General features: G+C 64.9%; 14 protein-coding genes and 2 pseudogenes. 6 read left to right on the top strand and 10 right to left on the bottom strand.

What is annotated here, in order from left to right; translation table 11 throughout:
• Positions 1-1598 (top strand): acyltransferase family protein (locus OOT08_RS12330; protein ID WP_325093037.1); only part of this gene is annotated, 1598 nt, incomplete at its 5' end.
• 9 nt (positions 1599-1607) lie between these two features.
• Here the strand turns inward: OOT08_RS12330 and OOT08_RS12325 are convergent.
• On the bottom strand, positions 1608-2525 hold the full coding sequence (locus OOT08_RS12325; protein ID WP_325093035.1) for a GrpB family protein: 918 nt from the start codon (positions 2523-2525) through the stop codon (positions 1608-1610).
• 102 nt (positions 2526-2627) lie between these two features.
• Positions 2628-3776, bottom strand: a complete 1149-nt coding sequence (gene glf, locus OOT08_RS12320; RefSeq protein ID WP_325093033.1) for a UDP-galactopyranose mutase — start codon at positions 3774-3776, stop codon at positions 2628-2630.
• A gap of 124 nt (positions 3777-3900) precedes the next feature.
• On the opposite strand from glf, the gene OOT08_RS12315 reads away from it, so the two are divergent.
• The 5 genes from OOT08_RS12315 (at position 3901) to OOT08_RS12295 (ending at position 9765) form a co-directional block, all read left to right on the top strand.
• Positions 3901-5715 carry a class I SAM-dependent methyltransferase gene (locus tag OOT08_RS12315; RefSeq protein WP_325093031.1) on the top strand — a complete coding sequence of 605 codons (1815 nt, stop codon included), beginning with the start codon at positions 3901-3903 and terminating at the stop codon, positions 5713-5715.
• A complete protein-coding gene (locus OOT08_RS12310) occupies positions 5712-6698 on the top strand; it encodes a glycosyltransferase family 2 protein (RefSeq protein ID WP_325093030.1) in 987 nt (328 codons plus the stop codon). Before OOT08_RS12315 ends, OOT08_RS12310 begins: the two co-directional genes overlap by 4 nt.
• Positions 6699-6708: 10 nt before the next feature.
• A complete protein-coding gene (locus tag OOT08_RS12305; protein ID WP_325093029.1) occupies positions 6709-7863 on the top strand; it encodes an acyltransferase family protein in 1155 nt (384 codons plus the stop codon).
• A 450-nt stretch (positions 7864-8313) separates the two neighbouring features.
• Positions 8314-8688, top strand: a complete 375-nt coding sequence (locus OOT08_RS12300) for a hypothetical protein (protein WP_325093027.1) — start codon at positions 8314-8316, stop codon at positions 8686-8688.
• 9 nt (positions 8689-8697) lie between these two features.
• Entirely contained in the window at positions 8698-9765 is a 1068-nt protein-coding gene (locus tag OOT08_RS12295; RefSeq protein ID WP_325093025.1) for an acyltransferase, read from the top strand.
• A gap of 79 nt (positions 9766-9844) precedes the next feature.
• On the opposite strand, the gene OOT08_RS12290 is transcribed toward OOT08_RS12295, so the two are convergent.
• The 8 genes and pseudogenes from OOT08_RS12290 to OOT08_RS12260 form a co-directional block, all read right to left on the bottom strand.
• A complete protein-coding gene (locus tag OOT08_RS12290; protein WP_325093023.1) occupies positions 9845-11140 on the bottom strand; it encodes a nucleotide sugar dehydrogenase in 1296 nt (431 codons plus the stop codon).
• A 44-nt stretch (positions 11141-11184) separates the two neighbouring features.
• Positions 11185-11634, bottom strand: coding sequence for a hypothetical protein (locus OOT08_RS12285; RefSeq protein ID WP_325093022.1), 450 nt, complete (start codon positions 11632-11634; stop codon positions 11185-11187).
• Positions 11635-11847: 213 nt separating this feature from the next.
• Positions 11848-12288 (bottom strand): annotated as a pseudogene (locus tag OOT08_RS19185) (glycosyltransferase family 2 protein); the annotation flags it as partial.
• Positions 12285-13394, bottom strand: coding sequence for a glycosyltransferase (locus OOT08_RS12280; protein WP_325093021.1), 1110 nt, complete (start codon positions 13392-13394; stop codon positions 12285-12287). The gene OOT08_RS12280 and the pseudogene OOT08_RS19185, both read right to left, overlap by 4 nt.
• A gap of 122 nt (positions 13395-13516) precedes the next feature.
• Positions 13517-14716 carry a glycosyltransferase family 1 protein gene (locus OOT08_RS12275; protein ID WP_325093019.1) on the bottom strand — a complete coding sequence of 400 codons (1200 nt, stop codon included), beginning with the start codon at positions 14714-14716 and terminating at the stop codon, positions 13517-13519.
• Complete coding sequence (locus OOT08_RS12270) at positions 14716-15759, bottom strand: glycosyltransferase (protein WP_325093016.1); 1044 nt, start codon at positions 15757-15759, stop codon at positions 14716-14718. Before OOT08_RS12270 ends, OOT08_RS12275 begins: the two co-directional genes overlap by 1 nt.
• A gap of 227 nt (positions 15760-15986) precedes the next feature.
• Positions 15987-17081, bottom strand: coding sequence for a glycosyltransferase family A protein (locus tag OOT08_RS12265; RefSeq protein WP_325093015.1), 1095 nt, complete (start codon positions 17079-17081; stop codon positions 15987-15989).
• 1 nt (position 17082) lies between these two features.
• Positions 17083-17424 (bottom strand): annotated as a pseudogene (locus tag OOT08_RS12260) (glycosyltransferase family 1 protein); the annotation flags it as partial.

Raw genomic sequence — 17424 nt, 5'->3', positions numbered from 1 at the left:
TGACGGCAACGAGCCGGAGCGAGGCATACTTCAACACCCTCACGCGGGTGTGGGAGTTCATGGCGGGGGCGCTCGTCGCGCTCGCGGTGCCCTGGCTCCTCCGCCGGTTCGGAACGCGGTGGCGGGGCTCCCGCGCGCACCTGCTTCGCGGCCTCGCCCAGTGGCTCGGGCTCGCGATGATCGCAGCCTCCGCGCTCAGCTTCGACACCGAGACCCCGTTCCCGGGGCCCTGGGCGCTCGTGCCGGTCCTCGGCACCGCGCTCGTGATCCTCGCGGGGCCGGAGTCGCCCCGCTGGTCCCCCGCCGCGTGGCTCGCGATCCGCCCCGTGCAGCTCGCCGGGGACCTGTCCTATTCGCTGTACCTGTGGCACTGGCCGCTCATCGTGCTCGCCCCGGCGCTGCTCGGCAGGGAGCTCCGTTTCCGGGATCGGCTCGTGATTCTCGCGGCCACGGTCGCCCTGGCGTGGCTCACCAAGCGCTTCGTCGAGGATCCGGGACGCACGAGGCTCTTTGTCGGCCGCCGCCCCCGCGTCCCCCTCCTCGCGACCCTCGCCTCCGTGCTGGTTGTCGCCGTGCTCGCTAGCACCGTCAGCTGGGGCGCCGCGGTCACGCAGGAGCGGGACGCCCAGGCCGCGGCGGCGCTCGTCGCGGAGCCCTGCTTCGGCGCGGGAAGCCTCGCTCCCGGGGCCGAGTGCCCCGACCCATTCGGCCCCGCCCAGATCCCGGCTCAGGGGGAGCACGAGACGCCCTGGTTCGCGCCAGAGGAGTGCGCGCTCGCGGCGGAGGATCAGATCCTCGCCGGGGGCTCGCCCTCGATCGTCGCCTGCGACTTTTCCGCCGGCTCCGGGGCCGCCGGGCCGAGCGGGGAGGACGGTGGCGAGGAGATCCGCGATGTGTGGCTCTTCGGCGACTCGCACGCCGAGCACTGGAAGGGCGCCGTCTACGACCTCGCGCGCGGCAACGGCTGGCGCGTCACCAGCTCGCTCCAGGGCGGGTGCCCCATCGTCGACCTGCCCCGCGTCGCGTTCAAGGGCACGGCCGATCAGAACTCGGCGAAGGCCACGAGCTGCCAGGAGTGGAGCCGGGAGGTCACCGACCGGATTCGCCGGGACGCGCCCGACCTCGTCCTCGTCTCCGCCTTCGGCGCCGCGGAGACCGTTGACGACGGCACGGACCGAGCGCAGCTCGAGCAGTACCGCGGCCCCTCGGTCGAGCGGCTGCGCGCCTGGGCCGCCGAGGGGACTCGGGTCGTCGTGCTCCGCGATGTCCCGGTCAGCTCGGGGCAGCTCACCGCGGCGTGCGTCGAGCAGCGGCCCGACGCCCCCGCCGAGTGCTCCGCCCCGCGCGCCGAGGCGCTGCCCGCGGATCCGCTCGCCGAGGCCGCCGCGTCGCTGCCGGACCCGGGCATCGCCGTCGTGGACCTGAGCGAGCGGTTCTGTTCCGCGGAGCGCTGCTTCGCCGTCGTGGGCGGGGTCCCCGTGTACTTCGACGCCGATCACCTCTCCCGAAGCTTCTCCCAGTCGCTCGCCCCGGCGCTCGGCGCGAAGCTCAGCGAGGCGATCGGCGTGCCCCTGGCGGAGCCGCTGCGGGCCCCGTAGCCCGCGGGCTCAGCCCGAGCGTTCGACGACCCAGCCCGAGCGGGAGGCCCAGTGCTCGGCACGCTCGGCGGCCTCGTCCAGCCACTCGTCCAGGGGGCGCAAGAGCGCGTCCGCGGCCGCGGGGTCATCCGGGCGGTCCGCGAGCCGCATGGAGAGGGCCGCGTACTCGGCGCGGGCTCCCGGATCGTTCCGCAGCCAGTCCCGAAACATCAGGGCGAAGCGCCAGCCCGGGGAGCCGAAGGCGCGGCCGTGCACGACGAAGCGCTGCTCCTCGTCCACGCCGACGAGGAGCCGCTTCGGCCACTCCGCGGTGCCCGCCGCCTCGCCCCGGGGCCGGTCCACGAGCACCCCGGGGGCATCGGGGCTCTGCGCGCGGGCATCCACGAGACCGGCGGCGGCGAGCGCCCCGGCGCGCAGGTCCAGGTCGATCAGGCGGGGCACGGCGAGTTGCAGCTCGATGACCGGCGGCGCGGGCAGGCCGGGGATCGCGGTGGAGCCGATGTGTTGGACCCGGGCCCCGGAGTGCGAGAAGGCGCGGAGCACCCGGCGGCTCAGCCGTCGTGCCGTGATGGGCCAGGTGCGGGACCAGGGCTCGAGCTGCGGGGGTGCCTCGGCGGGCAGCCGCCCGTCGTTCAAGCGTCGGGCCATGTCCGCGCAGCGCCGTATCATACGCTCGGCGTCGCCGGGGTACTCGATGAAGGCGTCGATGTGTGCGGCGACCGAGAGCGACGTCCGCTGGCGCTTTGCCAGCGCCACCACGAGGTGGCTGCCCGCGGAGAGGGAGCGGGCGAGGGCCTCGTCGGCCAGCGTGAGCGGGCGCACGAGGATCTCGGGCACCGCCGAGGTGAGCTTCGCCGAGAACTCGTTCCGGGCACCCGGCGCACCCAGCACGGTGACCACGAGGCTGGATTCGGGCACGGAGATCACGGGGCCAGGGTACCCGGTCCGCCCGCTCCGCAACAGCCCGAAAACGGAGCGAGGCCCCGGGGGTCCCGGGGCCTCGCTCAGTGTTCCGCTGCGGCGCTCGCGCTAGTTGGCGAAGCGCTCCTGCAGCTTGTTGTTGTACATGCTGAGGGCGGAGCCGATAGCCATGTGCATGTCGAGGTACTGGTAGGTGCCGAGGCGCCCACCGAAGAAGACGTCGTTCTCGCCGTCCTGCAGCGCCCGGTAGGCCAGCAGACGCTCGCGGTCGGCGGGGGTGTTCACGGGGTAGTACGGCTCGTCCTCGCGCTCGGCGAAGCGGGAGAACTCGCGCATGATGACGGTCTTGTCCGTCGGGTATTCCCGCTCGGGGTGGAAGTGCCGGAACTCGTGGATCCGCGTGTAGGGCACGTCGGAGTCGGCGTAGTTCATCACGCTGGTGCCCTGGAAGTCGCCGACCGGGAGCACCTCCTGCTCGAAGTCCAGGGTGCGCCAGCCCAGCTCGCCCTCGGCGTAGTCGAAGTAGCGGTCGACGGGGCCGGTGTAGACGACGGGCACCTGACCGACGGTGTCCTTCTTGTTCAGCGGCTGGGACTCGTCGAAGAAGTCGGTGTCGAGCTTGACCGTGATGCGGGGGTGATCGGCCATCCGCTCCAGCCACGCGGTGTACCCGTCCTTCGGGAGGCCCTCGTGGGTGTCCGAGAAGTAGCGGTTGTCGTAGTTGTAGCGCACGGGGAGGCGGCTGATGACCTCGGCCGGCAGTTCGGTGGTGGGCGTCTGCCACTGCTTGGAGGTGTAATCGCGAATGAAGGCCTCGTAGAGGGGGCGTCCGATCAGGGAGATGCCCTTCTCCTCCAGGTTCTGGGCCGACTTCGTGTCGAACTCGGTGGCCTGCTCGGCGATGAGCGCGCGCGCCTCCTCGGGGCCGAGGGCCTTTCGGAAAAACTGATTGATCGTGCCGAGGTTGATCGGCAGGGGGTAGACCTCGCCCTTGAAGTTCGAGTACACCTTGTGCTCGTAGTTCGTGAACTCGGTGAAGCGGTTCACGTACTCCCACACGGTCTCGTTCGAGGTGTGGAAGAGGTGCGCGCCGTAGCGGTGCACCTCGATGCCCGTCTCGGGCTCGGCCTCGGAGTAGGCGTTGCCGCCGATGTGACTGCGGCGGTCAATCACCGTCACATTCTTGCCGGATTCGGCGGCGATGCGCTCCGCCACGGTGAGACCAAAGAAACCAGAGCCAACGACGAGAAGATCCATGAGAAACAGCCTAGCCGCTCGCGAGCGGGCCCCTCCCCGGTTGCCCCTGCTTTCCCGGGAATTCCCCGGTTGGTGGGATAGTGTTAAGCAGTTCCACACACTCCCGGCACACGAAACTCACTCCATGAATCTCAGCATTTCCGCGCGCGGAATCGGCTTCGACGCCGCTCCGGACGACGTGATCTCCGTCGACATCCTCTTTGACGACCATCGCGTCTGGTCCCTGGATCTGCGGGATCTGCCCGAGCAGGAGCGCATCCGGGTCCCCTGGCCGGCCCCGCTCCTGCCCTACCTCGTGGGGGAGAGCCGGATCACGCTCCGAGATTCCGCCTCCGAGCGGAGCCTGGCCGAGGTCACGCACCGCTTCACCGTGGGTGAGGCGCGCACGACCGTCCTCGACGCCGAGGGGAACCGGCTCGCGATCAACAAGTGGGGCCGGCTCGGGAAGACGCTCGACGGCGTGGACGACTCTTTCCAGCGCCGCATCATCGACCGGAGCGTCGAGGTTGTCCAGCAGCTCCGTGACATGGGGTTGCGCCCCTTCGTCGTCGGCGGCACCCTGCTCGGCGCCGTACGATCCGAGTCGCTCCTCCCCCACGACGACGACGCTGACATTGCCTACCTCTCCGAGCACACGAGCCCGGCGGACGTCGCCCGCGAGGGCTTCGTCGTCGGTCGCAAGCTCATCGAGTTGGGGCACCACGTGGTGCGACACAGCGCCACCCACATGCAGCTGTACTTCTACAACGACTCCGGCTCCGTCGACCACTACGTTGACGTCTTTGCCGCCTTCTTCACGGATGACGGGCACATCAACCAGCCCTTCCACGTGCGCGGCGAGATGGCCCCCGAGCAGATGTTGCCGTTCTCCACGGTCACGATCGAGGGGGTCGAGTTCCCGGCGCCCGCGGACACCAACCGCTGGCTGACGATCAACTACGACGAGAACTGGCGCACCCCGATCCCCGGCTACCGCCTCGGCACCCCGCGGGAGACGCAACGGCGCTTCAAGAACTGGTTTGGTTCCTTTAACTTCCAGCGCGATTTCTGGAACGAGACCCTCGACGAGGACTCCGCTTCCCGCTGGGAGACCGGCGCGAACTGGATCGCCCAGCGCGGGGCCACCTTCCGAGCCCCGACGCTCGTTGACCTGGGTTCCGGCACCGGCGAGCTCACGGCACGCCTGGCCCGGCAGCGCCCGGATCGGCGCACGATCGGGCTCGATTACTCCCCCGCGGCGCTCACGCTGGCCACCCGCGAGGAACTACCGGAAAACCTTGAGTTCGGGCATCTCAACCTGAACCGGTTGCTCTCGCTGGGCCTCACCCGCCAGTTCGGGATCGAGGGGGCCATCGACGTCACGATGAACCACCTCATTGAGCAGATCGGCCACGAGGCCCGGGACAACACCTGGCGCATCGTCCGCGCCGCGCTCGAGTCCGGGGGCAGCGCCGTGGCCACGGTGCACACCCGTCCCGCTCCCGATGTGACCTTCGGCGATCCGACGGGGTGGCACCTGAGCGAACGTCAGCTCCGGGCCGAGGCCGCGGCGCACGACATCGCCTGCGCGTTCACCGAGCTCACCGACCACGCACCCGAGGACGCCAAGCGAGCACCCGTCGGCGTCGTCTTTACCCTCGGGGCGACGCCCCCCGAGTCCGCACCCGAAGGGGAACCCATCATGAACCGTCTCAAGCGGCTCTTCGCCAGAGCCACCACCCACCCGGACACGGTCGAGCTGGAGTCGCTCCGCGCCCGCGTCGTCGCGTTGGAGAGCGAGCTCGACGAGTTCCGCCGGGACAGCCTGCGCGTCACCGAGCTGCTCGACCTCGCGGAGCAGAGCTTCGCCAACGCCACCAAGCAGCGCGCCTCCGCCCCCACCGAGACCACCGCACCCGTTGAGACCCGCACGACCCCGAAGGAACCCACGCAGCCATGACCAACGCTCCCGGCTCCACGCCCGCACCAGCCGCCCCAGAGCTGTCCCCCACGAGCAACCGCGTCGCCGCGGTCATCGTCACCTTCAATCGCCTCGCGAAGCTGCCGAAGACCCTCGAGACCGTGCGCGCGCAGGACCACGCGCCCGAGTGGATCGTCGTCGTCAACAACAACTCCAGCGACGGCACCGGCGAGTACCTTGACGGGCTGAGCGCGCAGGGCTTCCCCGGCCTCGTGGTCATGCACCTGCCGGAAAACATCGGCGGGGCCGGCGGCTTCGAAATGGGCATGGAGAAGGGTTACGAGCTCGGGGCGGATCACGTCTGGGTCATGGACGACGACTGCTACCCGGACCCCAGCGCACTTCGGCTGCTGATCGAGCAGCGCGAGCAGGCCTCTCGGGTTCTCGAGCGGGAGGTGCCCTTCGCGTGCTCGCTCGTGAAGTACATCGACGGCACCCTCTGCGAGATGAACAACCCCGTGATGAGCTGGGACTGGCCCCGCGCCCACCTCCTTGGTGCCGATGCCCTGCTGGTGATCGAGTGCACCTTCGTCTCGGTGCTCTTCCCCCGCTTCACGATCCAGGAGCAGGGTCTGCCCCTGCGCGACTACTTCATCTGGTTCGACGACAAGGAATACACCAAGCGCCTGGAGCGGGCCTACGGGCCCGGCATCATCGTGCTGGCCTCTGAGGTCGTGCACGACATGGGGGTGAACGCCGGGGTCAACTACCGTCAGGTGACCGAGGAGAACCTCTGGAAGTTCGAGAAGGGAGCCCGGAACCAGGCGTCTTTCCGTCGCCACTACGAGGGTCGCTGGCCCTACATCAACTACGTCCGGCACGTCATCCTACAGATGCGCGAGGGCAAGGTAGCCAAGCCCGTGCAGAAGCGGATGCGCAAGGCTCTCTGGTCCGCCCGGACCTTCAACCCGAAGCCGCGCTTCCCCGGCGCACCGTCCCCGGGGTCGCGACAAGAACGCTAGCATCGTTCCTGTGCCGCCTGAACCCCTCCCCACACGATTAGACTCGCTCACCGGTCTGAGATGGTGGGCGGCTTTTGCCGTCTTTCTGTTTCACCTACGCGTGTTTGCTCCGTTGCCGGTCATTGGGCCGCTCCTTCCCTTCGGAAACTACGGAGTCACGTTCTTCTTTATCCTCTCGGGGTTCGTCCTGACCTGGTCTGCAAAACCGGGAACGCGTCCGACAACGTTTTGGTGGCGTCGGTTTGCTCGGATTTACCCGGCGCACCTCTTTGCGTTACTCCTGGCTATCCCTGTGTTCTACCATGTCACCCCCGATCCTTCGCAGTGGTGGGTAAAGCCGCTCTCAATAGGAGTGCTCCTCCTCTCCGTATTCCTCGTTCAAGGCTGGTCAAATGAGCCCAGCATTCTCTTCTCTGGGAACCCCGCGGCTTGGACGCTCACCTGCGAAGCGTTCTTCTACGCGCTCCACCCAGCGCTGTACCGGCTCTTCCGGGGGTTCCGTGCTCGAGGAGCACTGACGCTCACGCTTGCCGTCGTTTGTGCAGCGTTCCTCTTTCGCGTCGGGGTGATCCTGTTCCCAGGGTCTTGGCTGGCGGCGCTTCCGCTCCCGATCACCAGAGTGAGCGAGTTTATTATCGGCATCGGCCTGGCTCATGCGATGAGACACGGCTGGCTCCCACGAATCAAACCAATCTGGTGCTATTTCGCGGGGGGTGCACTGCTGGTGTGGCTCGTGCTCGCGGCACGGTTCGGACTCGCTGATCCTCTCAGTCGTTGGGCCCAGTTAACGGCCAACGAGTGGATCATCGTGATCTTCTCCTTCACGATTGTCTCGATAGCATGCCGGGATATCCGGGGAGGACGTTCTCTTCTCAGGCATCCGATCCTCGTGAAGCTGGGCGAGTGGTCGTTCTGCTTCTATTTGGTGCACGCGACCATCATGTATGTCTTCCTTGCCGGGTTCGGCGCCCAAGCGATTTCCTGGACAAACATTGGTTGGCAGGCGCTCGTGTTCATCCTTGCCCTACTCGCCTCCTGGGCCATGCACAGCTGCCTAGAAAAACCAGTCGAGCGTCGTATGCGGAAATGGTGGGATAGGCGAGAGTCGAGCAAGAATGCTCGGCACGCCCAGGAACAGGCTCTGAGCTCCAGCCCGGGTCACTAAACGTAATACGTGGGGGGGGGTCACTCGTTTATCTTGAGCCGTTCTCAGAGCCGCTGCGGGTTTCACCGGTCTGTCGGGGGACCTGTCCCTGGACCGCAACTCTTGTGAACTCAAATAAATGAGCCCGCACTCCCTGACTCATCGCAGAACGGGCCCAGTCGCGCAGCCGGGGGAATACTGACCGGCTCCCATCACGATGCAGGGTACGCCCTCCAAGCGGCGGGGTCGGTGGTGTTCCGGCCCTCGGCAAGCAAATTGATTCCGGGGAAGTTCGCCGGACCGAGTTCGCGGTACTCCGCGTGGTCGGCCTACAAAATCGTGACGTCCACCTCTTCGCCAAGGATGTCCGTCTGAAGACGTATCGGGCCAGCTCATCGTCGCTAAACATTGGATCGTGCACGGTGACGATCGCACCGCGTTTCGTGAGCGCCTCGACCCTGGAGAATGGGTATGGAACTCGGCGCCGATCACGTCTGGGGCATGGACGCCGACTGCTACCCCGGCCCCACGGCGCTCCGCCTCCTCATAGAGCAGCGCGAGCGGGCCTCCCGCGTCCTGGAACGGGAGGTGCCCTTCGCCTGTTCCCTGGTGAAGTACATCGACGGCACCCTCTGCGAGATGAACAACCCGGTTACCAGCTGGAACTGGCCCCGCGCCCACCTGCTCGGCGCCGACGCACTCCTGGTCTTTGAGTGCACATTCGTGTCGGTGCTGTTCCCCCGGTTCACGATCGAGGAGCAGGGCCTCCCGCTGCGCGACTACTTCATCCGGTTCGACGACAAGGAGTACACGAAGTCCCGCTTCCCCGGCCAGCCGCTGGCCTAAACTCAGGCTATGCGTTCTCCCACACCCCCGGCCGCCGTTTCGGATCTCGGGCGACTGGCCTACCTTGACCGGCTCCGCGCGATCTCCATCGTTGCCGTCGTCGTGCTACACGCGGCCGCATGGAACTGGTCGACCTTCGATCCCAGCGGCTCAGCGTGGCAAACACTAAACTGGGCGGACAGCGCGGTGCGCTTCTCCGTGCCAGTGTTCTTTATGATCAGCGGCTCCCTCTTTCTCGATCCAAAACGAAACGTCACCTGGCGATCCCTCTTCCGGAAGAGTCTGCCGCGTCTCCTGGTAGCGTTCGTGGTCTGGTCCGTGTTTTTCGCGCTGGTGGGTACCTACGGCCCTGGCGGTACCGGCACCCTCGTCTCGCTCGCGACGCAGATCGTTCTGGGCCACTACCATCTGTGGTTCCTCTTTGCCCTGGTCGGCCTGTACCTGGTCACACCGATTCTGCGTCGGGTGGTGACCGACCGAACAACAGCCTGGTACTTTGTCGGGCTCGCCGGTGTCTTTGCGTCAGTTCTCCCCTTGCTCACCCACGTGCCGCTCGCGGGAAAACTCCTGCAAACCGTCCTCGATACGATGCAGCTCCAGCTCGTGCTGGGCTACACGCTGTACTTCGTGCTCGGCTATCTTCTCAGCACCGCACGGGTGTCCCCGAAGCAGCTCCGCTGGGCCTTCGCGCTCGGCGCAGCCGGGATCGTCGTCACGGCGGTGGGAACGTCCTGGTTGACCCAGCGTGGGAACGAGCCGAACGGGCTCCTGTACGACTATCTCACCCCCGGAGTCGTCCTCTCCGCGGTGGCCGTGTTCCTGGGCGTCAAAGCATGGTCCGAGTCTCGGCCGCAGGCCCGGCCGGGCCACGTAGTCAGTACGCTGTCCACGTATTCCTTCGGCATCTTCCTGGTGCATCCCCTGTTTCAGTGGGGGTACCAGCAGTTCGGGATCACGACCGCCTTTGCGCACCCGGTCTCCTCGGTGCCGTTGCTGGCGCTGATGATCCTCGTCCCCAGCCTGCTGGTCGCGATGCTGCTGCGCCGGATGCCACGGCTCGGCCGCTTCATTGCGTAACCGTTCCCGCTCGCGCAACTCACAGCTCAGGCGCCAGGGGAGAACCCTTGGCGCCTGAGCTGTGGATTGCGTCTGGGTGTTACTGGCCGGAGCCGATCACGATCCGGGGCACACCCTTCCAGGCGGCGGGGTCAGTGGCGTTGCGTCCGTCGGCAAACAGCTTGATTCCGGGGAAGTTGGCCGGGCCGAGTTCGCGGTACTCCGCGTGGTCGGCCTGCAGGATCGCGACGTCAACCGCTTCGCCGATGGTGTGCGCCGTGAAGCCGTAGCGGGCCAGCTCTTCGTCGCTGAACAGCGGATCGTGCACGGTCACGATCGCGCCGCGCTTCGTGAGCTCCTCCACCGTGGGGAAGACCCCGGAGACCGCGGTCTCCTTCACACCGCCTCGGTATGCCGCGCCGAGGACGACCACGCGGACCCCGTCGAGGTCGCCCATCGTCTGTTCAATGCGCTCCACCACGTAGGCGGGCATGGTCGCGTTGTAGTTGCGGGCCGTGCGCACGATGTCGGCGTCGGCGTCGGTCGACAGGTACAGGCGCGGGTACACCGGGATGCAGTGGCCACCGACCGCGATGCCGGGTCGGTGGATGTGGCTGAACGGCTGCGAGTTGCAGGCTTCGATAACCTTGTAGACGTCGATGCCTGCGGTGTCCGCGTAGCGGGCGAACTGGTTCGCCAGCCCGATGTTCACATCGCGGTAGGTAGTCTCGGCGAGCTTCGCCATCTCGGCAGCCTCGGCGGTGCCCATGTCCCAGACCCCGTTCGGGCGGGGCAGGTCGTCGCGCTCGTTAAACGTGAGCACGGCCTCGTAGAACTCGATGGCCTTCTTCGTGCCGGCCTCGTTCAGACCGCCGACGAGCTTCGGGTACTTCTTGAGGTCCTCGAAGACGCGGCCGGTGAGCACGCGCTCCGGGGAAAACACCAGGTGAAAGTCCTCGCCCTCGGTGAGGCCGGAGACCTCCTCGATGAGCGGCTTCCAGCGACCGCGGGTGGTGCCGACGGGGAGCGTCGTCTCGTAGGAGACGAGCGTGCCCGGGGTGAGGTGCTCGGCGAGCGAGCGGGTCGCCACATCCATCCAGCCAAAGTCTGGCGCCCAGGTCTCCTCGTTGACCAGCAGGGGCACGACGAGCACCACGGCATCGGCGCCGGGAATGGCATCGGCGTAGTCCGTGGTGGCGCGCAGCTTCCTAGCGGGAACCAGCTCGGCGAGGGCCTCGGCGAGGCCGGCCTCTCCGGGGAAGGGCTCCATGCCCGAGTTGATCACGTCAACGAGGTCCTGGTTGATGTCCACGCCCACGACCTCGTGGCCCATCGAGGCGAACTGAGTGGCGAGGGGCAGACCGATTTTTCCGGTGGCTACGACGGCGATACGCATAGGGTTAAGCATACGCCCGGACACCTCGGAATATCCCCCGATCGCTACCAGCGTGCCAGCACCGACGCGATCGCGAAGCGTAGGGGGGCATCGCGGAGGAACACGTCTCTTCGCCGCCGCGGGAGGAGCGCCTCCTTGGTCAAAAACAACCGTCTCGCGTTTGCGGCAATCAACATTTCCTCCGTGGGGGTCTCGCTGTTTCGCATCAGGTCGAGCAAACAGAAATCCGCCCGAGAGAGCACACGAAGGCCCTGACGTGTGCCACTCAGCTCCTGGTAGAGCAGCTCCGAAACCGCGGCAAGTCGCTCTCGTTGTTCCAGCGGCCACTGGTGCACATGCGGACGGTTCTGAACGAGGCTGAACAGCGTACTCCGGAACGTTTTGACCAGCAAACTTGCCTGCGCTTGGTCCCCAAGCTCTTGGTAGACCCGACTCCCCAGCAACGGCTCGAGAAATTCTAGGTCATCTTGAATTGGTGGAGCCAACGTTGTCACGCGTTCAGCCCCGTCTGCGTGAATCAGGTAGGCGGGTCCGCGTCGATCATACTCAATGGTTTTCCCCGAGTGCCAGAGCACGGTGACATACCCAATGTCTTCTCCGGTTCGGACGCCTGTTGTGAACCTTAAATCTGGAAACTGCACTCGTGAGACCAACCCCAAGGGGGCAGATCGGTAGTTCAAGCGGTCGCGCACGGGGTGCAGTGCTCGCTGACGAAACGGACGGCTCGGCGGCGAGGGGACTGTCTTCCCACCCGCATGTTGCACCCGAGCAAGCACGGCTCCCGCGCCAGAGCGTTCCGCTCGATCCAACCAGGAATCGATGGCACCCGGAGCGAGCTCATCATCGGAGCCGAGGACAGAAACATACGGGGCAGTCGCGAGTTCCAACCCGCGGTTGAAGGGACCGGCGGGACTGCGGACACCGTCCTGCAGCTCCACGAGGCGAACTCGCCGGTCATGGGCAGCGGAACCGAGGCTGGCCGCAATGCCCGCTACCGGTGTGTTGTGGCACACCACAGTCACGCGAACGGGTGCACGGGTCTCATGAAGCACAGAGTTCACCGCGCGTGAAACATCCCGTTCTGGGGTGTGCACGGCAACAATCAGGTCGACGAGCGGTTCAGGACCTGGGAGGCTCGCCCCCGTCATTTTGCGCTCCCGCTCGTTTCCGGCTGTCGTAGCAGGTGTTCCCGCAGCACACTGGCTGAGAAATTTCCGTCGTGAACGCTTCGAGCGAAGGCCGGCCCATGCGCCGCGATCTCACGAAAGGGTTCCCGCCGATCCAAGATGTCTTCCAAGACGGCTCTCAACGTGTCCGGAGTTGCCTCAACAACGGGAAGCTCGCACCCGGTCTCCATGAGGACGTGATCACGGACCTGATCATGCACGTGACCGATGACGACCCTCCCCGCGGCGAGCGCTTCCACAGCGGCTCGAGAATAGTTCCCGATCCGGAACTGTTCCAGAACGATGTCTGCGTCTCGAACGTGTTCAGGCATTTCCTGTGCGGGTATTCCCTCGACGCGTCGGTACTCAATCTTTCCGTCGTCATGAAGAGCAGTGAGAACGGGATCGATCAGCTGACTTCCTTTGATTCTTGCCTTGCTGGGTGCGTGAAGAACGACAGGCACCGTTCTGAGGAGCGGAGGTTCCCCGCTCGACCACGGTTCTAGGTCGACGACGACCGGAAGCAACTTCGCTTCGGGCCAGTCGAGCATCAGATCGGATGTGGAGACGAACACTGGCGCACCGATATCGCTGAGCACCCGTCGGTGGTTGCGTGCTTGTCGCTCGAGGCGTGGGATTTCCTCCCAATCCTCATCGTGGAACGGGGACCACTGATCAGTGTCCCGGTGCCTGCTGGGAAGCCGGAGATCGCTGCCGTGAGACACCATCCCCACCGTGATTCCTCGCGCGCGTAATGCTCGAGCTTCTCTGACGGGGTCTTCCCCGAACAGCGTGCCGAAGATTGGGCGCTCAGCCTCGATAAGCACGTGAGAATAATTCGTACTCACACGGTCAAATTGGGCACGTTGCCACCGCTTCGACCGAGAAAAAACAGCAACGGGCACCACTGTGTCGCCGGGGAAACCGAAATCTCCTGGGACGGTGTAATGCATGCTGGTTGCGCCGACTCCGGTGATACGTTCTGCAGCCCTCGCCCATTCCCAGCCCTGACCGGCGAAGTTGACCGGAGCGATGTAGAGCCGTACCTGCGAGTCTGGGATGGGCGATGGCTGAGGAATATCTGCCATCGTGTATCCGTACCGTGCCGGGTTTAACCGGAGAGCAACCGGCTCAGGGAGTCGGTGGATTGCGGCCCCCAGGAGGGCTTTGACTCGGCCGACCGCGCCCTTGCTCGGCGGTAGAGACACCTTCACTTACCCTTCCCCCGTTCAGCCTGACGGCGCTCTGATTCGGTCCCCTTGCGCAACAGTACTTCCAAAGCGTGCCTCCAGGCTGCCACTTGAGACTCACTTGAGAGCTCCCTCGCCGCCCGATCGGCTGCGTGTTGCCACTCGGCTACTTGTTCTCTGGTCAATCGGTTAAACTCAGCGGCGAGGTCTGTTGGCCCGAAACTGTTTGCTACCGCCCCGAGACGATGCTCGATGACCATATCTCGCATTTCTGGCGAGGGCCCTACGATCATTCCCAGGCGCGCCTGCACAAAATCAAAGAGTTTATTCGGGAGTGCCCAACGATAACTGAAGTTCACAGGCTCAAGCACGAATACGCCGACGTCGTATTCGTTCAAGCGCGGAATGAGTTCTTCGTAGGCCACCGGGTCGTGGACCGTAAGATTCGTGGACTCGGTCGCGCGCGCCCGGAGCTCGGCAACGTACTCGGGGTCGTTGGGGGTGAGGAACAGGTCGAGTGTGACCTCCGCGCTGCTCAGTTCGAGCGCGTCAAGCATGATTTCCAGTTTGCGATCGCGAAGTGCCGCCCCCGAGTGCACCAATCGAATTGGCCGAGAAACCTCCCCAGGAGCTAAGTCGTGATATGGGGACGCGTTAGTCACGAGTTCGGGTCGGAATCCAAACGCCCGTTGGTATTCTCTTGCGAGCCCGCCCGAAACGGTGCTCCACGACTGAGCCCGAGCGACATAGCTGCGGATCATCCATCGAATGAAGGGAGCGACGAACAGTCTCCATCTCAGCAAGTCCTCTTTTTGCCTGGGTGAATACTCGTGGAGGTCCATGTGCACCCCAAAGCGTGGCGAGAGTTCCAGAGCGATCCCCGCCGGATCGACATCGTTGGCGAGAATGAGGTCGAAGCTTCGTCCGGCAAGCATCGTTCTCGCCTCAGCAATGGCCGGGTTCCCCCAGTAGGCGGCACGGTATCGCTTCGACAATAGAGCAAGCCGATCATAGGCCCAAACCGGGTGGTCCCCGGAAAGCTGAAGGTGTTCTTCCACCCCGTCTGGTGCTGGCCCGTAGCCGCACGTGGTGACCGCGAAGTCCGGAGCGAAGCCGGCAATTTGCTTGAGCAGTCTCGCGTCTGCGCGAAGCTCTGAGAACGAGAGAATCAACAGTGTCGGCCGATGACTCGGACGCGGTGAGTCTTTCGAAGCATTCATCAGGAGGTTCCCTGTTCGTTCGTGATGAGAAACTTGGCGAGGACCGCGGCGGATCGGCGGCCGTCGTGGAAGTCGAGCGCGAAGTTCCGTCCTTCGCGTGCCAGCGCTCGAGATTGCTCAGGTTCAGACAACGCCTGCCGGATGACCGCTTGCAGGGTTGCTGGCGTAGCTTGCAGTATGGGAAGAGCACGACCAGTTCGGGTGAGTACCTGATTCCGAACATCTTCTGTGACGTGGCTCACGACCAGACGTTCTGCGAGCATGGCTTCACAAGCTGCCACCCCGTAATCACCAATCCGGAATTGGTCGAGGACCAGGTCTGCCTCCCGAATCGCCGCAGGCATCTCGTGCGCGGGGATACCGCTGACGCGTCGGTACACGATTTCTCCATCATCATGCATTCGTTGCAGAACCGGGTCGATGAGCGCGCTCCCTTTCACCAACCCTCGGCTGGGCGCGTGCAGAATAACGGGCACATTTCGCTGCAAAATCTCTGCGCCAGGAGCCCAGCGGCTCGGGTCAACAACGACGGGAAGCCATTCGGCCCCGTCCGGGACGTCAGGCAGGAGTCCGAGCGTCGACACGAACACGGGATACCCGAGCTCTTCGAGAAGCGCACGGTTTTTTCGCGCTTCCCGTTCTAATTGCTCGGTCATCTGCCATTCTCCGTCACGGAACGGCGACAGTGGCTCTGCCGCGGCGTGCCGTGACGGGAGCCGAATATCCGACCCATGGGCGAGCATGCAGACGCGCACCCCGGCCGCTTCGAGCGCGCGCAGCTGATCTTCGACACTCTGGTCATAGACCCGCCCGAAGAGGTGGCGTTCTGCCTCAGCCATCACGTGGGTAAAGCCGGAGGCAACCGCTTCTGCTTGCTCGCGTTGCCAGGTTTTCGACAGCACATACCCGGTTGCCGGAACCGACTGGTCGACGGGAAAGCCAAACTCACCGATCCCGGTGTAGGCCATTGACACCGCGCCGACCTCGTCCAGGTTCTGTTCAACCGCGCGCGCCCACGCGTACCCCTGCCCGGCGTAGTTCACGGGCCCAATAAACAGTCGAACCGGAGTCACAGGAGGAGTCACCACCGTCATCTTTGCCGGGTCATACCTGTAGCGCCCAGGGAGGAGTGCGCGGAGTACACCGTCCGGCATGATCCGGGCAAGTCGGCCTGCAATACGAGTTATGCCCTGAGGAAGCATTGAAACACACCGGTCCTCTGTTGAATGGTGAACGGATACCTTTTCCTGTCTTGCGAACAGATCATGATTTACCCGTTGAGCCTGGCGAGCGCGTATCCAAGGTAGCGCACCAGAGTGCTTTCTCGGTGCAGACTGTAGCGCAGCTGCCGTGGGAACAGACGATCGATGCGACCGTCCTGCAGAGAAACTCTCACGGCTTCGGCCGCTCCCACAGAGGTTTGCCCCTGAGCAGAGAGTGCGTCGAGCAGCCGCCGTTGAGACCGAGGGAGTGCCGCAACTGCCGCACGAATCTCCCGTTGCTCGCCCCCCATGTGCTCTCGAATCTCCGCAAGCGCCTCGTCCGTCCAGGCATCGGAATCGGTACGATGCACTGCGTTTTGGAGAATGCTGCCTTTGATGCGTGCTGTCTGCGCAGCAATCCGGACCCGTCCCGGGAGGTTGCGGAATGAATCACTCTGCCTCAACAACGTCAATGGCGCAAGGACGGCGAGCATCGTGTGTGGGCTCGCCGTGACCCTATCTGAAGCATCGCTTCCGATGATGTATCGGGGCAAATCGAGCCCGACAGAAATCCGTTTCGCACGGGCGAACAACAGCGTGCTCACGACCAGGTCCTCTCCGGTTGCGAGTCCCTCGCTAAACCGAATCACCGGGTCAGCGAAGAGGCTCCGTTTGAGGAGGCCAAGCGGAGCGGAGCGATGAAACAGCCGGTCCTTCACCGTGTCAAGATGATGGCGTCGCCAGGGACGGACCGGAGGGTTCCGTAGCTGAGTTCCATGCTGATGCTGCAGTCCCGCGAGGAAAATATCGAGGTCCTTCTCGAGAGAAAGTTCCACCCACGCGTTGAGCGCTCCAGGAGCGAGCCAGTCGTCACTGCCCATCACGGAGACGTATCGGCCGGTTGCCTGTTCAATGCCGTGATTGAACGGTCCCGCCGGGCTCCGAACACCATCCGAAAAAGGCAGGAGGCGAACCAGGTGTGAAGCCGTCCCGCCAGTGAGCTCGGTCAACCCGGGTATTTCTTCCGGAGCGATTCCGTGGCACACCACGCTGACGCGGATGTCCTCGCGGCCCGCTGCCAGGACGGAACGAATCGCGCGAAGCACTGGGCGACGCGGATCATGTACGGCAATCACGACCTCTACCAGTGGCGTCGGAGTCATGTTACTTCCCCCTCGCCAAACGGTCGATCGCCCGCTTCCACCCGATCACTTGTTCCTCGGCGGACAAAGCGTGCGCCGCCGCGTGCGCGCGTTGTTTCCACTCGTCAACCTGCTCTGTTCGCACGTTGTTGAGCGTCTGAGCGAGAGCATTCGGGGAGAAGTTTTCTGTGACGACCCCAAACCCTCCGGCTCGAACGACCTCGGCCATCTCGGCTGAGGGACCAACGATCACGCCGAGACGTGCTTGAACAAAATCAAAGAGCTTGTTCGGTAGCGCCCACTCGTAATTGAAGTTGATTGGTTTCAGGATAAAGACCCCGACATCGTACTCAGCCAGGCGATC

Origin of the sequence: Leucobacter sp. M11 (assembly GCF_035726885.1) — a bacterium.
GTDB lineage: Bacteria > Actinomycetota > Actinomycetes > Actinomycetales > Microbacteriaceae > JAPFRB01.
The sequence above is the reverse complement of the archived record's forward strand: the minus strand, read 5'-3'. Positions and strand labels throughout refer to the sequence as shown.

Excerpts from the sequence above, each read along its gene's own strand:
- glf (WP_325093033.1), bottom strand. The coding sequence starts at position 3,776 with ATGGATCTTCTCGTCGTTGGCTCTGGTTTCTTTGGTCTCACCGTGGCG.
- OOT08_RS12315 (WP_325093031.1), top strand. The coding sequence starts at position 3,901 with ATGAATCTCAGCATTTCCGCGCGCGGAATCGGCTTCGACGCCGCTCCG.
- OOT08_RS12310 (WP_325093030.1), top strand. The coding sequence starts at position 5,712 with ATGACCAACGCTCCCGGCTCCACGCCCGCACCAGCCGCCCCAGAGCTG.
- OOT08_RS12300 (WP_325093027.1), top strand. The coding sequence starts at position 8,314 with ATGGAACTCGGCGCCGATCACGTCTGGGGCATGGACGCCGACTGCTAC.
- OOT08_RS12295 (WP_325093025.1), top strand. The coding sequence starts at position 8,698 with ATGCGTTCTCCCACACCCCCGGCCGCCGTTTCGGATCTCGGGCGACTG.
- OOT08_RS12290 (WP_325093023.1), bottom strand. The coding sequence starts at position 11,140 with ATGCGTATCGCCGTCGTAGCCACCGGAAAAATCGGTCTGCCCCTCGCC.
- OOT08_RS12280 (WP_325093021.1), bottom strand. The coding sequence starts at position 13,394 with ATGGCAGATATTCCTCAGCCATCGCCCATCCCAGACTCGCAGGTACGG.
- OOT08_RS12275 (WP_325093019.1), bottom strand. The coding sequence starts at position 14,716 with ATGAATGCTTCGAAAGACTCACCGCGTCCGAGTCATCGGCCGACACTG.
- OOT08_RS12265 (WP_325093015.1), bottom strand. The coding sequence starts at position 17,081 with ATGACTCCGACGCCACTGGTAGAGGTCGTGATTGCCGTACATGATCCG.